Origin of the sequence: Mesorhizobium sp. M0244, assembly GCF_040321795.1 — a bacterium.
Classification (GTDB): Bacteria; Pseudomonadota; Alphaproteobacteria; order Rhizobiales; family Rhizobiaceae; genus Mesorhizobium.
Genome location: NZ_JAMYSE010000003.1, coordinates 161,353 through 175,679, shown reverse-complemented (window position 1 = coordinate 175,679; position 14,327 = coordinate 161,353). Strand labels below are relative to the sequence as shown.

Here is a 14,327-nt window from a genome sequence, read left to right as displayed (position 1 = left end):
TCATTGGAGCCGGGCTCTGCTCATTTCAAGCCTTGATGGCCCCCGAACTCAGGCCAGAAACTAGAGCCCGCTGCGCAAAGACCGTGATGACAGCAATTGGAAGTATGGCGAGGGAGGAGGCAGCCGCCATCGGTCCCCAATCCAGGTTTCGAGCGGATATGAAACCCGCGATGAACACTGGAAGCGTCTTGGCGGAGTTCCCGGCCAACATCACCGGGATCAGGAACTCGTTCCACCCAAGCAAAGCTACGAATATCGTATTCGCTGCTATTCCGGGCATCAGTAACGGCAACACCACGTACCAGAAAGTGGCCACGCGACCGGCTCCATCCACGGCTGCGCTTTGTTCCAGAGCAATCGGAACCTGCTCGACAAAAGACGTCATCAACCAGGTTGAAAAGGGAATGTTGACGGCAGCGTACATGACAATAAGAGCATAGTGGTTGTCGTAAATACCCAGTTTCGAACTTATCTGGAATAGAGGAACCATTACAACGATCGCGGGAATGGCCCGAATTAGGATCAGGCCGACCTCGAACGACGCGCGGCCTGAGAAACGGGGAGCACGAGCCAGCGCATAGGCTGCAAGCGTACTGACGGCAACGCAGAGAATTGTTGACCCGAGCGTGATGGTAATTGTGTTTAAAAAAACTTGGCCGAAACCGCGTGTCTGAAATATCGCCGCATAATTCTTCCAAGTAGGTTCGAACTGGAAAAGTCTGGGCGGCAACACAAATGTGTCCGCGCGTTGCTTGATAGACGTGGACAGCGTCCAGAAGACTGGAAACAGTGATATAAAGCTTGCTAAAATTAGAAGTGTGTAGCAACCAAACGTACTAAGATATCGCCTCGTCATAATTTTCATTGCTCCCGCAAGGCTCGGCGCCACAGCCAGTAGACTGGTGTAACAAGGATCACCATCAAGATGCCAAGCGCGGCTGCCTGGGCTATTTGAAAGAATCCGAACCCGGTATTGTAGATGAGCATACCAAGCGTTTGTGTCGCGGTTCCCGGTCCGCCCCTCGACGTGATAATAAATATCAGGTCGAACATCTTCAAACTGTCGATGATTCGGATCATCACAACAACGAATATAATGTTTTGGAGAGATGGAAGCGTTATATAGAAGAATATTCGAAATGAATTTGCTCCGTCGATGGCCGCTGCCTCCGCCGGCCCCTTCGATAGTCCCACCAAGGCGGCTAGTATCGTCAACATGATGAAAGGGATTGACTGCCAGCTGTCCACTATTGTCACGGCCGTCAGCGCCGGCCACCGAGCCCCAAGCCAATTGGGGCCGTGAATGCCGATGATACCCAGCGCCCAATTAATAATTCCGAGATCGGCATCAAACATGAAGCGCCAGATTAGCCCCACTGCGACAGGAGTCAGCAGCATCGGAACCATGAGCGCCGTTCGAAATATTTGTGTGCCGCGCAAGTTTTTTTCTATGAGCAGGGCAAGCCCAACGCCCGTCGGGATTTGAACGAAAAGCCCCATCGCGAAAAGGAGACATGTCGTTCCGATCGATTCCCAGAACCGCGCGTTTGCCAGCGCGGTCCTGTAGTTCTGTAGCCCTACAAATTGCCCTGGGACAAACGCTCCCAAGGTTTCATTGCGAAATGAGAGATAAAATGCTCCCAAGATCGGGATGGCGAAGACAGCGAGAGTGAGGAGCCAACTCGGCGCGACCAACAACTCGGCCATGCGGCGGGTACTGCGGTCGATATCGTTTGACCTTTGCGTAGCAGCAGGCATCGCTTATCGTCCCAACACTGGTTGCGAATGTTCTGCGCCCAAACAGATCATTTCGCCATTTCCTGAGCAAGGATCGGTTTCAACGTCGCATTCAGTGCGGCGAGACCTTCTGGAATGTCGGTGGTGCCGTTCAACATTGGAGGTAGCGCATCGAGAATGGCTTTTTCCATCTCCGGCCATACTCGGAGCTGAGGGAGGCGCTCGATGCGGGACGTTGCCGGAATATTCAAGAGGGGCAGGTATGGATGAATTGCAAGGAGTTCCGGATCGCTTGTAATCGACTTTCTACCGATCGCGGCGGCGCCTGCCTTGAGGAACGCCTTGGAATTCGACTTGCCGAGCACGAACTCAAGAAACTTCCAGGCAGCGTCAGGATCTTTGGCGTCCTTCAGAATCCCGATATTCCATCCGGCAAGATGGGTAATATCGGCAACGCCTCTCGGCATCGGTGCAGTACCAATTTTCCCTGCGTGCAGGTTGTTCGCGGGATCTAGCGCCATGCCCCAGTAGCCCGAGTACTGCATCATTGCGCCAATGTTCGTCGACAAAAACTTGTTGGCGACGTCATCGCCGGTTGCCGAGATTCCCCCTTCAGGGCCGTAAGCCAGCATGTCCTTGAAAAATCGCGTGGCCGCAATTGCCTCCGGCGTGTCAACGGTTGGGACAAAATGTTCGTCGTAAAGATGACCTCCAAAACTCCAGACCAATGTCATCCACCACCAGCTAGCGTTCGCCCCCCAGCCGAACATGGCGCCGTCGCCCTTGCCTGCATCCTTCACGGCTTTTGCATTGGACTTGTATTCCTCCCATGTGGTAGCCGGCTTAAGCCCAAGCTCGCTGTATATATCGCTCCGGTACCATTGGATCATTGGCTCGGTCGATAGCGTCAATCCAAGCGTCTTGCCCTGAAACTTGCCGTAGTCTCGTTGTCCCGGCTCAAAGTCGCTTATGTCGTATTCGCTCGACGCGTTGATGCGGTCGTCTAGCGGTTGCATGATACCGGCCGCGCCAAATGCGGCCAGAAATGAGTTGTCAAATTGCGCTACGTCATATTCACCCTGGCCTAGCTGCACCGACAGCAACAGCTTCTGATGCGCTTCGCTGTACGGCACCTCCGTGACATGGACCTCAATCCCCGTCTGCTTTTCGAATGCAGGAATGAAGGACTGTATGGCGGTCGAAGATGGGCTCGGAATGAGGTAAAGATTTAGCTCTTCAGCCAACGCAGAAGTGGCGTTGAGAGCTGCAAGTGCCGCGCCAATCATTGCTTTGATGAGTTTCATAAATGTTCCCCTTCGTGGTTTCGTTTGAACAGGCCATTGCGACGCTAGGTGTTCGCCTCTTTGGGTTTTCACGATATATTAGGCGGCCCAGGCTTTATTTGCCCGGCTGCGCGGCTTTGAAAGGAACTCCGCTACTCCGCCCGCCCCGACGTTTTTCGGGCCAAATGGGAAGACGCACTCAGATGCGCAGGCTCGTCTCTGGATCGAAGAGATGTAGCCGACCTACGTTAACTTGAAGCCGAAGACACGAACCCAGATCGGGGCGCATTGCGGAAGCGCAACGTGCAGTCAGTCGTGTTCCACCCAATTCCCCGATAACGTAAGTGTCGGATCCAACCGTTTCCGCAAGAAGATGACTTATCTCCAAAGGCTGAAAAACATCCGTGGAATTCATTCGGCTTTCGTCAGTGAGATCCTCTGGCCTGATGGCCAGGAGGACACGTCTCTTTTTTTCAAGAGCAGCAATGCTGCAGGGCATCTTCAAAACCTGGCCGTCTCGCAGAGTAAGTGTGTGCCCGTGGCCTTCAGCCTCCAACAGATTTATCTGAGGCGACCCGATAAATGTCGCAACAAAGACGTTACGCGGAAAATTATAAAGCTCCTCGGGTGTTCCGATTTGGGCGATCCGGCCGGCCTCCAGACAAACGATCCTGTCGGCGAGCGTCATCGCCTCCGTCTGATCGTGCGTGACAAAAATCGACGTCATATTCAGTTTTTGGTGAAGGAGTTTGATCTGGGTGCGAACTTCAGTTCGCAGTTTTGCGTCGAGATTTGAAAGTGGCTCATCAAACAGAAACAGCTGCGCGCTTCGGGAAAGAGCCCGTCCCATGGCCACGCGCTGCCGTTGTCCGCCAGAAAGAGCCCGCGGCTTTCGATCGAGGTATGGCGTTAGCTGTAGCAGTTCCGCAATTTCTTTTATCCGCTGTGTGCGTTCTCCAGCAGGGATGCCATGCATCTTTAGCCCAAATCCGATATTCGCAGCGACAGTCATATGCGGATAAAGAGCATAGTCTTGGAAGACCATTGCCAAGTTTCGGTCTTTGGCGCCCAAATGATTCACAACGCGGTCATTTATCGACAGTTCGCCATCGGAAATGCCCTCCAATCCGGCGATCATTCGAAGGATCGTGCTTTTGCCGCAACCTGATGGCCCGACTAGAACGATGAACTCACCGTCGTGGACATCAAGATCAACGCCGTGAACGACAGCTTGGCTACCGTAGGATTTCTTTAACGCTCTAAGCGACACGTTGACCATATCTTCTCCTGGTCTGGGGTATGACTGGCTGGTTTGGCCGCAATTCAAGTCAGAGTGAAGCCGTCATTTCGTTCAAGCAGCATGCGTTCGACGTCGATCTGGACCTGCGCCGCGTTGCGATACCGTGTCCCAAAACGGTCGATTTTCCACTGCTCCATACGCATCCATGACGCGCCTGACTGACGCGTCATATGCTCGGCCAGAGCCCTGCCCAAGCCTGGGCCATGTGTCATGCCAAACTCGTTGTCGCCGGTTGCGACATAAAGGCCGTCTATCCCTTCGACACTTCCAGCAAGAAGGCGCCGATCCGGAGTGTATAGCGGCGCGCCATGGCTTACCCTCAATCCTGACCTACGGGCGAATGCCGGAAGCATGCGCGTTGCGAATTCAGCCCGACGTTGCGCTTCCAATGCGCCATCGATCGGAATGTCGTTGAATTGGTCGGGCAATTGAGACAGAACGAACATATCCCGCGGGAATATTGAATACATTCCGCCAAACACCAGCCCCCCCTCATGTTGGCGAACCCAAAGCACATTTCCTGCTTGGCCATCAGACGCAATACCCGTGAGGAACAGAGCCGGCATCGCAGCGGGGATGCCCATCGGTCGCGAGATCAAACGGGACGCCATGTGTGGAACCATTGGAAGGAAAACGCCATGCGGCTCAAGCAGCGTATTGCTCCATGCGCCGGCCGCAACGACAACCTTGTCGGCAGCCACGTGGCCGGTCGATGTATCTACGCCAACAATCCTTCCTCCGCGTTGCACCAGCCCCGTTACGGATCGACCCGCATCGATTACGATGCCCCTTTCGTCGAGCTGATTTGCTAGCGCAATACCGACCTTACTTGCAGCGAGCTGCCCGGCGCCCGGCTGTAGTACCCCGCCGAGAATTTCGCCTGCACTGATCATGCCAGCCGTGGCGTCATGGACTTGCGCAGAGTCAAGTGCATGAGTCTTCGGTTCCTCAGGATGCGACACCATCGCCTGCATCTGTTTCCAAGCCGCCTCATTTCCGGCCACCCAGAGAAGCCCATTTCGCCGAAAGTCGATGTCACGATTTGCGTGAAGCCTAGCGTAGAATTCGAGGCCATAGCGCTCGAGTTCGGCTTCCTCGGCCTGTTGTGTAGGAGCAGAAACGGCCCAGATTGAAATCAATCCTGCCGCCGCTGCACTGGTTCCGCGGAACATGTTATCCCGCTCGATGATGCGAACACTCTTCACGCCTTGTTCACGGAGGTGCCATGCTATCGATGAGCCAATAATGCCACCTCCAACGATCACGACGTCGCTGGTATCTCCCATGGGTCACCCAATTCTTCGCGTTCTCAACGTACACGTACCTGATCCGCAACGGATTGAAGCTCTTGAAGGCAACCAGCGGGCGGAGGCCGACCGTTGCGCCCAGATGGTAAAGCATATTTTTATTTTCATATCAATAGATGGTTTTTTTCATCATATCAGTGCCGGCATGAGATGCGTATCCTATGGTGGGCGTGCCACCAGTTTCGAGGTTTAATGGTGTCCACTTGCACCCGAATGAGGAGTGCTGGCTGGGGGAGACGATCGGCAACAATCTCGGATCGTAGCGTCTGTTCACGACGGATCTCTGTCACAGCCGCGTCTTCGGCGCAGGGACATCATGGCGGCGCGCGACCGCGACAGGACAACCCAGCCCAGCCCAGTTCTCATCGATCCCCTCCAGAAGAAGCCCGGCTTGAATTTCGGCCTGCTTGCGAAGCGCAGCAAAACCGTATCCAAGGGCGCAACCTCGACGTCCACCGTCGTGCAGGGCCGAGCCTCAGCAGATGTTCGGCCAGCGCCTCGTAAAGGGCTTAAGCGTCGTGTGCTTGCGCATAGCCGAGCCAACGGTTAGCATCGCTCGTCATTCGCTGACGATCGCTTGGTTGGCACTCCGAATAGGAAAGGCCACTCGATGGCAAATACTTGAAAACCATCAGTCATACCCAGCCAAGATCATCACTCTAGCACGTCACGATCTCGTCCTCGGAGAGGCTCGGCTCAGTTACCTGCGAACTACCCTAGACTAAAAGTATGACCTGGCGGTCTGAAGCGCCAAAGGGAGGCTTCGCCGAAGGCGGTGTTGGCAGCGACCGAAGTCTTGTTAAGCCTTTCGTACCGCTATGATTCGCGAGGGTTGAGGGATCTTCAGGTATTTTTGTGCCCCTTCAGACACTCGGCGATGCACTCGCTCAACAGAGCCATTGAAGGCATAAGCCTTGCCGATCCAGGTTCCGGCCAGGGGCCTGCGGAGCTAAGTAAGAGCACCTCATGAGCAACCTCAGAGACCGCCGATTTGTCACGCGTCGTTATTGCAAGCGTATGCGCTCCTCTGTCGCGGGCAGTTTTGAGAAAGGCAACGGTCTCCTCGCTCATACCTTCATAGGAGATGCCGATTGCAAAAGCCGACGCATCCAGCCCGTGAGCCAGACCGCGAGCGATGTTCACAGTCCCGGTTGAATGCATCGGGATCCCCAGCCAGATCAGGCGATGTGATAATAACTCAGCGCAGATTGCGGAGACGCCCATACCAAAAGCTTCAACACGCGTGGCACTCTGTAGTCGCTCCGTCAGCCGCTCGATCTGGGCGTAGTCGAGAAGGCGAGCCGAAGCCGCAACCGAATGTTGGAGGGCCGCGCTCAGGTTGGCAATTTCCGGCCTTACATGCGTATCTTCAGTGGTGAGGTACTGTGTTAGTCGCCGGGCTTTATCGCGCTCAATCTCCCCGGTGAACGCCATCCTGAACTCGCGGAAGCCGGAGAAGCCAAGTGTCCGGCAAAATCGCACAATCGACGCTTCTCCGCTGTTTGCCTGACGAGCGAGTTTGGAGATGGATATATCCCCAAGAAGTTCGGGGTTTTGGGCAATGAAATGCGCGATCCTGGATTGTGAGCTGGGTCCGCTCTTGACCAGATCATATACAGCATCCCGCACCAAGGTTGATGACCTGTCCGCGTTCTTCATTGCACTGTCCGTTGGTATGTGGTGAATTCCGGATGTGCCCCATTGCATCACCGCTCTCGCATGGGCGCGGGCGTAACTCGCCGACGCCGCTGCCAATCTTCTACATCGGGCAAAGCAAGCCTTTAAGCTCCTCCAAGTTCAGCAACAATGCCTCGGGCTCAAAGGTTCGGAGATCATTCCTCAGCTGACTGGAATGGTGGCGGGCGCCCCCGAACGCGCAGTAGCGCATATTTGCATTTCGCGCGGCATTAAGGCCGATGACGCTATCCTCAATGACAAGGCACTCGCCCGTAGACACGCCCATGACTTCCGCCGCCAACAGCAGCACGGAAGGATCCGGTTTGCGGATACCGATGTCGTCGGAGGAGAAGAACCGTGAGCCTACAAGCCCCAAAAGATTAGCGGCTCTCATGCGGTGGATCAGTTCGAAACGAGATGTGTTGGATGCGACACAGAATGGAATGGTAAGCCACTGGAGCAGTTCAATCGCGCCAGGTGTCGCCGATAGGCTCGCAGAGGCGGCCAGCTGGATCTCAACCCCGACCGTTTCCATGAAGTTCTTAGGCAGGCTTACACCGAAAAAGCTTTCCAGACGCAGTTGTTGATCGTTCCGCTCAAAACCGGAGAGCGTTGCCGTGATTTCATCCGGATGCACCTGGACACCTTCCGCGGCGAGTTTTGTCGAAATCACCTCCGATGCTATGATTTCCGTCTCCGCAAGGGTGCCGTCAAAATCGAAGATGATCAGTCGAGGCCGAGGCCGATCGGAAGTCGTGATTGAGGTTGCAGCCGTCATTTCGGGTCACCGGGACGAATGACAGGCAGTTGATCAAGTCCCTCGTGACGATGGACGACGACATCCGATCCGTCCAACATGACGACATCGTATGAGGGCGCAGCGGCCACGAATATGGGCTTGCCATATTGTTCCCAGTCCAGAACGATATGCTGCGCCGTGCCACGGCTGGCAGTGAACGATATGCCCGACAAACTGCCTGCCGCAGCAACATGCCGATGACCAAAGAGCATGTGGCGGACCGATGCGTTTTTCCGAACGATGGAAAAGAACCGATCAGTCTCCTTCATGTCGCTCGTCTTAAAGCAAGGCACATGCAAGTCCGCTGGCGTATGGTGCATAGCAACCAAGACTGGCCGGCCGGCGGCACGGACAAGCTGGTCTTGTAGCCATTCAAACCGGCCACCGTTGAGACAACCGAAATGACTAATGTCGTCCTTCGTGTCGAGCAAGACGACGAGCCAGTCGTGCAGGTCGACAACCGCCTGAACGAAGCCTTCCCCGCCGAAGACCCCTCGAAATGCGCAACGGTCATCGTGGTTGCCGATCGTCAAATAGACGGGCAGCCGGACCTCCGACAAGATCTCGCGCAAGAGCACGTAAGCGGCAGGATCGCCTGTATCAGCAAGATCGCCGGTAATAAGGATGAGTTTCGCATCTGCGTGTACGCGCGAGACGTGGTCCAAGGTGTCGCGGAATCTCTGCGCCGGATCGATGCCGTAAAGCGTCTTGCCAGGGGCGACAAAATGGGGGTCTGTTATATGAATGATTTTTTGCATTGCTCCACACTTATATAGGCCCGACTCCGGGAGGAAGTGGGGCGAGAAACAGGTGTTCCGTTGGGTCACCTGATGGGGCCGTTCGTTGTGGTGACCATTTATATCAGGCCTTCCTCGGCCGAGAGAGCGACCCGTGAGCAGTGCGGAGCTCGATCTTCTCCGCCACATCCAGCTGGATCGAGCCAGTTGACCGACGGCTGGCCAATTAATGTCGCGACTTCTAAATGCGTTGGGGTCGCATAAAGGGCCTTGGGGCTGGCATATTGCAGCACCCGGCCATGCTTCATCAATGCGACGCGAGCTGACATCGTCATCGCTTTGATCATGAGTGACATAGAGCATCCTCGCATTGAGCCGCTTGTTAAGCGCCACCAGCTTCGCATCGCTACCCTCAACTTTGCATCGAGGTTCGGCGTTGGTTCGTCCATCAGGAACAAGCTTGCGCGAGCCATGGCCCGCGCCAGTGTGACACGCTGCCGTTGCCCTCCCGAACGTTGCGAAAGGCGTCTTTTCAGTAGATGATCAATATCCACGATCGCCGTAGCTTCGCGAACTTTCGATGCGATTTCGGTCATCTTGGCTCGCCGCGCGACACGAAAGGCCCTACCATCGGCAATCTCTGCACCGCGCTACGGCTCTCCATCACAAGCGGCAGCGTGATGTTTTCCTCGACCGTCATAGGCGGATACAGTCATAGCTCTGAAAAACCATTGCCGGGTTGCGCGCTCGCGGAGCCAAGTGGTTCACCAACTCGTCCGCCAATCGAAACAGTACCGCGGGCTTGCGCCTCGAAGCCGGCGAACATCCGCAATAGCGTTGATTTCCCGCACCCTCACTGGCCGTGGTGAACACGAATGCTCCTACTTGACCGTCGATAGCAATTTGTTTGAGCACCTCGGCCGAGCCGAATGCTTTCGAAACACCGTCATCAGTGAGCGTCGCTCCCATGTCGTTATCCCGCGTGTCAGACGTCGTAGATATCGAATATAGGGAGCTTTTTTTCGGATTTATGTCAAGTGGAGGAAATTGCCGTGCGGTCGCTAGAGGAGGAGATTTTTTTGTGCGGTTGAGCGGATCGGGAAGTTGCTGCTACTCTAGCGCAGTTCACCTCGAGAGAGGCGAGGCTTCTGACCCCATCATGCGGGCGCGCACCGACGGCCATCGATGCGGTGGCAAAGAACCTGACAAGCCTGTCGACCTTGTTTCGAGTTGCTCGCGGCTGGACCATTGGATTGGTTGGTCGCCGGCAAGGATGCTGTTGTGGCGCCCTCGCAAGATTTGGCAATTTGCTGACCGCCTATCTGCGCGTGGCGGGCGATCGGACCACGTCAAAGCTCCATCGCGACCTTCCAGCTCAGCGAGCCTGAGATCGGCGACCGGGTCCTCTACTCGCCAGGACGACGTCAGCGGCATCATCGCGGCCAACCGAAAACCCCGGCATGACGTCGCCGGCCAGCAGCTTGCCCTTCGACAGCAGCCCGGCATCCTCGAGCGCCTCGAAGTCCGGCAGGTCGCGCAGCGTGTCGAGACCGAACTCGAGCAGGAATTCTTTGGTCGTGACATACGTGTAAGGCGCGCCCGGCGGCCGCGCAGTTCTTCGCGGATGTCGTCGATCAAAAGATCGATGCTGCAGCTCTTGCCGACGATGCGCGCCAGCATTTCGCGGCTGACCGGTTCACTGGCGGCGAAGATTGCCGCCTCGACGCGATGCATCCATTCGCGCCAGCGCGCCTCCGGTGGCAGGTGATCCAACTCGCGATCGACCAGCATTCGCTGGACGTCTCTTTTTCTCGTGTGCGTCGTGTCGCTTCCACCATTTGTCTTCTAAAGTCCGTAGATGCGGAAGGTCGATCGCCCCGACAATTCGCGGACGGCGCCGAGTTCGACCAGCCGGTCGAACAAGCGGCGCAGCCCACGGTCGCTCAGCGAGCCCCGGCGGCCTCCAACTCATCCAGAGTCCAAGCCGGATCGGAGAAGAGTAAGGCCACCGTTGCAAGAGAAGACTCCCTCTCCTGCAGGCGCTTGAGGGTTCTGGGCAGGTCTTTGATCGGCGCTGCAAGTTTCCTCATACCCGTTCTCCGGTTGTTTGCCTGCCTTATGGACCAGGGTCTCGGCTGCGGGAGAAAGGGCGGCATCCTCGGCAAAAATGCCGAGCCCGTCCTTGGTTCGCTTGCTACGGCAACTAGCCGGCGCGAGCGCCAGCTCTGGTTTGCCCCTTCATTGATGACTATGCAGATGTCTTCCGCTTGCGCTTCGGCATCTGCGCTCTCGCTTTCAAGGACATGTCGCGCATCACCTTCGCGGACTTGAGGGCCTTGGCGGAAATCTCGGGCCGTCCGACCGCGTCAGCGGCTTCGACAAGCTGGGCTGGATGAGCTCATAGCCAACCTTCATCGCCTCGGCTTCCTGCTTCTTCGGCGTCAAGGTTGCGGCCGGGAAAAAGCACGCGAAGTTAAGTTCGCTGGCCCTGTCGCTCAATCGTTTCAGAGCGGCGGCGAATTCGTCTGTCTGCTTGGTCTGGCCGATCGATGCAATGTTCTCCTTCTCGTATCCCTTATGGATGATGCCCTTCAAGAACGGTAAATGGACACGCGGAAATTTGGGGGGCCTTACATCGCGGTGCGATTGCGTCCACTACCTGCCTCTATAGTTGCCGGACGCGGAGGTGGGAGTGTTACCCCAGTTCATTCTCTGCGTGATTGGCTACGCAGGCATTCCACCGCTGCCGTTATCGCAGCGACATCTGGCTTAACCGAGCCCCATTCGGTCCAAAAATCGCGCGTCGCGCTGTCCGGCCTGATCTTTGGAACGTCAAGCCGAATTCGGGTGGGTAACAGTACTGCGTCCCCGAGCAAAAGCGCCTCCCCCACGTCAAGCAAGGGAAGGATGCTCGTGAGGCCAGCTAACGAATCCGGCATGAGACGCTTGATCACACCTTGGTCAGTCTCATTGGTAAGCCGCAACGCAAGAAAATTGTTGCACTGACTGAGGATCGTTCGACTTACGTCCGAGGGTCGCTGGCTCACCACCAGCAGAGAGAAGCCGTACTTTCGTCCCTCCTTTGCTATGCGCTCGAAAGAACCCAGCGCCTGTCGTTGCACGGCATCGGCATCGTCGCGAACAGGAAGGTACAGATGCGCCTCGTCGCACTGGCGTGCGCGCTTTCCCACCCATCCAGAACTGGACATCATACAGGAGCCGAGCGAGCGTGCCAGTTACGACAGGTAGCACATCCGCAGGTACCTCCGAAAAGTCGATGATCTTGATTCCAGATCCATCTCCGGCACTCAGAAGCTTCAGCGCCTGTTTTGCAAGCCACTCGTAACTAGAGGCTGCTTCTGAGGGCGCGAACATGAATCCGTAGCGTCGATCATCTAATTTCGCTTCCAGACGTGAAAGGAAGCGGGTCAGCTTATCCTCCCATTCACCCTTAATAGGACCCGTCTTCCCCATTCCCTTGGTGCTGTTGTCAGCATCTAATAATCCGAATAATTCTCTTACGTTGTATGGGATAGGCGAATCCACGGTGAAAGTTTTCTTCACGCTGGCTTTGCCCTCGTTATCCAACGTTCGCCCTTTCAGATTGCGAACGTGTAGCGTGAACCGTGAAGCCTGATTTGGCGCATTCTGATCGCTGCGATCGAGTATCATCGACAACATTTCGTCGCGGTTTAGCAGCCAGTAGGGCAGAAATAGGACATCATCCCCGGGTTTCTCAAGATCGCCTGGACCAGCAATGCGGAAACGCTCGGCGAATCCGCCAGCGGCTTTGTCCGCTAAAGGTGCGTATTCCCCATGCATGTCGAATACGATTATATTTGGGAATTTGAGCTTGGCTGCGCGTTCAAGGATCAGTGCGACGGCCCAACTCTTTCCTGACCCTGTACTGCCGAGGATTGCGGCATGGCGCTGGAAAAACTTATCGCCGCTGGCAATGGCATCGGCCGAACGATCAGCAACGAAGACACCTAGCTTTAGCCTTTCGTCTTCGGAGAATCCCGCCCCCAAGATTCCCATAAACCTTTGTAGGTTTAGGCTTTCGATCACGTAGCATTCACGATCAATCTGCGGGAAGCTGTCGGCACCTCGTTTGAATGTATTGATCTTCGCCCCTTCGACAGTTCGGAATGTGCCTATAAGGACACCTTGCAGAATGTCGGTCGGCACTGCGGCGAGAAGTGCGCCAGTCTCGTCGTCACTGCCCTGCGCAGGCAGTTCCTCGCGTATGCTGCGCGTAACCCGCTCTGTCATCGCAATCAGGTACTCCCTCTCAGTCGCCCCCCGAATGGCAACGAGTTGGCCTATGCCAATGCGGGTGAGCAGGACCGAATTGGTGACGTCGACTGCAACACGGCTGGTATCGACGGAGGCGACACGCCCAATTCGGTCGCCATCGGAAAACTGCAATGCGGCTTCGGTCATGGTTCAAGCACCTCAGAAATGAAGGAGTTCAGTTCCCAAAGGGCGAGGTCCGGTACCTGCATTTCCGCCCTATCCACAAACACCGATGAACCTTGACTGCCTCCGACCACGGCGTGCTGAATCGCTACTACGTTCGGACACTCTTCAACGAGTTTCATCGCGTTCGGAGACAACCCGCGCGTCAGTAACAGCGTCGGAACACCGCTACGAATACGAGGCGTGAGGTGAGTCTCGAGGTGATCGTCGTTGAACCCGTAGCCAATGACCAGAAAACGGCTAGCGCGATCGATTGCAGAATTCGCCCTCTCTCGATGCCGATCAAAAGGGCTCTCGTAGCCATTGCGGAACTTATTCAATCCAGGAGTTATGATCAGACGTGGCGATGTCAAATCGCCAGCATAGCGCACTGGCCGACCGTCTCGATGGTACCAATCGAGACTGCCATGCGGCTTAAACACATTCACCCGCTGGCGGTATCTCCATTGAACCTGCTTTCCGCGGAGGCTCACTTCGCGACAAAAGCCGAGACGACTTTCATGTTCATTGAGGATGCCTGCAAACTGGCCGACAAACATCGTATCCACGCCAAGTCCTGCTTCTTCGGCGGCAATCTCGATCAATCGGTCGTAATTCGTGGTTATGATTGGGGTGCCGCTATCCGGCTTAAGGAGATGCGCCAACAGTCGCGTGAACCGCAGCGTTCTGGACTTTGCAAAAACCTCCTCGACGATTTTGCGCTCCCGATTTGCGATAAACTGCCCCGTCCGCGCAACGATTGCCGTTTCCAGTGCTGGAGTTGGGGCCACTTCCAATAAAGCGGCCTCCAGTCCCTTGTCAGCGATGAGTGGGCTAAGAACCGCCCATTGTTCTGCATCGAAGGGGGTGAGATCGTCTACTATTACAGCCTGAAGATGTTGCGCGATTTCGGCCATGCCTGGCAGACCCTCAGCGCAAGACAAGCCTGACCCGACGATGGTCACAAGCCCATCGCTGAAATGCCGCTGCAACAGCGACTTTAGGTCGTGCAGATCCAAGATCTCCCCC

12 protein-coding genes and 2 pseudogenes are annotated in these 14,327 nt (G+C 55.8%); all 14 read right to left on the bottom strand.

Going from position 1 to position 14,327, the window contains the following annotated elements:
* Positions 1-25: 25 nt before the first annotated feature.
* The 14 genes and pseudogenes from NKJ08_RS04475 to NKJ08_RS04410 all read right to left on the bottom strand — a co-directional run bounded on the left by NKJ08_RS04475 (position 26) and on the right by NKJ08_RS04410 (position 14,317).
* Positions 26-865: a carbohydrate ABC transporter permease gene (locus NKJ08_RS04475; protein ID WP_352781449.1), complete on the bottom strand. Its 840-nt coding sequence runs from the start codon at positions 863-865 to the stop codon at positions 26-28.
* On the bottom strand, positions 862-1,758 hold the full coding sequence (locus tag NKJ08_RS04470) for a carbohydrate ABC transporter permease (RefSeq protein WP_352781448.1): 897 nt from the start codon (positions 1,756-1,758) through the stop codon (positions 862-864). Before NKJ08_RS04470 ends, NKJ08_RS04475 begins: the two co-directional genes overlap by 4 nt.
* Before the next feature lie 47 nt (positions 1,759-1,805).
* Positions 1,806-3,041, bottom strand: coding sequence for an ABC transporter substrate-binding protein (locus NKJ08_RS04465; RefSeq protein WP_352781447.1), 1,236 nt, complete (start codon positions 3,039-3,041; stop codon positions 1,806-1,808).
* A gap of 178 nt (positions 3,042-3,219) precedes the next feature.
* Positions 3,220-4,299 (bottom strand): ABC transporter ATP-binding protein, encoded by a 1,080-nt coding sequence (locus tag NKJ08_RS04460; protein ID WP_352781446.1) that lies wholly within the window; start codon positions 4,297-4,299, stop codon positions 3,220-3,222.
* A gap of 44 nt (positions 4,300-4,343) precedes the next feature.
* Positions 4,344-5,606, bottom strand: a complete 1,263-nt coding sequence (locus NKJ08_RS04455) for an NAD(P)/FAD-dependent oxidoreductase (protein WP_352781445.1) — start codon at positions 5,604-5,606, stop codon at positions 4,344-4,346.
* Positions 5,607-6,470: 864 nt separating this feature from the next.
* Positions 6,471-7,286: a MurR/RpiR family transcriptional regulator gene (locus NKJ08_RS04450; protein WP_352781444.1), complete on the bottom strand. Its 816-nt coding sequence runs from the start codon at positions 7,284-7,286 to the stop codon at positions 6,471-6,473.
* A gap of 100 nt (positions 7,287-7,386) precedes the next feature.
* Complete coding sequence (locus NKJ08_RS04445) at positions 7,387-8,082, bottom strand: HAD family hydrolase (protein WP_352781443.1); 696 nt, start codon at positions 8,080-8,082, stop codon at positions 7,387-7,389.
* Positions 8,079-8,861, bottom strand: a complete 783-nt coding sequence (locus tag NKJ08_RS04440; protein ID WP_352781442.1) for a metallophosphoesterase — start codon at positions 8,859-8,861, stop codon at positions 8,079-8,081. The genes NKJ08_RS04445 and NKJ08_RS04440 overlap by 4 nt, the downstream gene beginning before the upstream one ends.
* A 98-nt stretch (positions 8,862-8,959) precedes the next feature.
* Positions 8,960-9,436 (bottom strand): ATP-binding cassette domain-containing protein, encoded by a 477-nt coding sequence (locus NKJ08_RS04435; RefSeq protein WP_352781441.1) that lies wholly within the window; start codon positions 9,434-9,436, stop codon positions 8,960-8,962.
* Positions 9,437-9,536: 100 nt separating this feature from the next.
* Positions 9,537-9,809, bottom strand: coding sequence for a hypothetical protein (locus NKJ08_RS38965; RefSeq protein ID WP_502906315.1), 273 nt, complete (start codon positions 9,807-9,809; stop codon positions 9,537-9,539).
* Between the two features lie 406 nt (positions 9,810-10,215).
* A pseudogene (locus NKJ08_RS04425) lies at positions 10,216-10,631 on the bottom strand (SMC-Scp complex subunit ScpB).
* 54 nt (positions 10,632-10,685) lie between these two features.
* Positions 10,686-10,787, bottom strand: a pseudogene (locus NKJ08_RS04420) (DUF1403 family protein); the annotation flags it as partial.
* Between the two features lie 1,020 nt (positions 10,788-11,807).
* Positions 11,808-13,283 carry an ATP-binding protein gene (locus NKJ08_RS04415; RefSeq protein WP_352781440.1) on the bottom strand — a complete coding sequence of 492 codons (1,476 nt, stop codon included), beginning with the start codon at positions 13,281-13,283 and terminating at the stop codon, positions 11,808-11,810.
* On the bottom strand, positions 13,280-14,317 hold the full coding sequence (locus NKJ08_RS04410; protein WP_352781439.1) for an SIR2 family protein: 1,038 nt from the start codon (positions 14,315-14,317) through the stop codon (positions 13,280-13,282). Before NKJ08_RS04410 ends, NKJ08_RS04415 begins: the two co-directional genes overlap by 4 nt.
* Positions 14,318-14,327: the final 10 nt, after the last annotated feature.

What these genes read in the sequence shown, in the direction of transcription:
- NKJ08_RS04475 (WP_352781449.1), bottom strand. Translation starts at nt 865, where the DNA reads ATGAAAATTATGACGAGGCGATATCTTAGTACGTTTGGTTGCTACACA.
- NKJ08_RS04470 (WP_352781448.1), bottom strand. Translation starts at nt 1,758, where the DNA reads ATGCCTGCTGCTACGCAAAGGTCAAACGATATCGACCGCAGTACCCGC.
- NKJ08_RS04465 (WP_352781447.1), bottom strand. Translation starts at nt 3,041, where the DNA reads ATGAAACTCATCAAAGCAATGATTGGCGCGGCACTTGCAGCTCTCAAC.
- NKJ08_RS04460 (WP_352781446.1), bottom strand. Translation starts at nt 4,299, where the DNA reads ATGGTCAACGTGTCGCTTAGAGCGTTAAAGAAATCCTACGGTAGCCAA.
- NKJ08_RS04455 (WP_352781445.1), bottom strand. Translation starts at nt 5,606, where the DNA reads ATGGGAGATACCAGCGACGTCGTGATCGTTGGAGGTGGCATTATTGGC.
- NKJ08_RS04450 (WP_352781444.1), bottom strand. Translation starts at nt 7,286, where the DNA reads ATGAAGAACGCGGACAGGTCATCAACCTTGGTGCGGGATGCTGTATAT.
- NKJ08_RS04445 (WP_352781443.1), bottom strand. Translation starts at nt 8,082, where the DNA reads ATGACGGCTGCAACCTCAATCACGACTTCCGATCGGCCTCGGCCTCGA.
- NKJ08_RS04440 (WP_352781442.1), bottom strand. Translation starts at nt 8,861, where the DNA reads ATGCAAAAAATCATTCATATAACAGACCCCCATTTTGTCGCCCCTGGC.
- NKJ08_RS04435 (WP_352781441.1), bottom strand. Translation starts at nt 9,436, where the DNA reads ATGACCGAAATCGCATCGAAAGTTCGCGAAGCTACGGCGATCGTGGAT.
- NKJ08_RS38965 (WP_502906315.1), bottom strand. Translation starts at nt 9,809, where the DNA reads ATGGGAGCGACGCTCACTGATGACGGTGTTTCGAAAGCATTCGGCTCG.
- NKJ08_RS04415 (WP_352781440.1), bottom strand. Translation starts at nt 13,283, where the DNA reads ATGACCGAAGCCGCATTGCAGTTTTCCGATGGCGACCGAATTGGGCGT.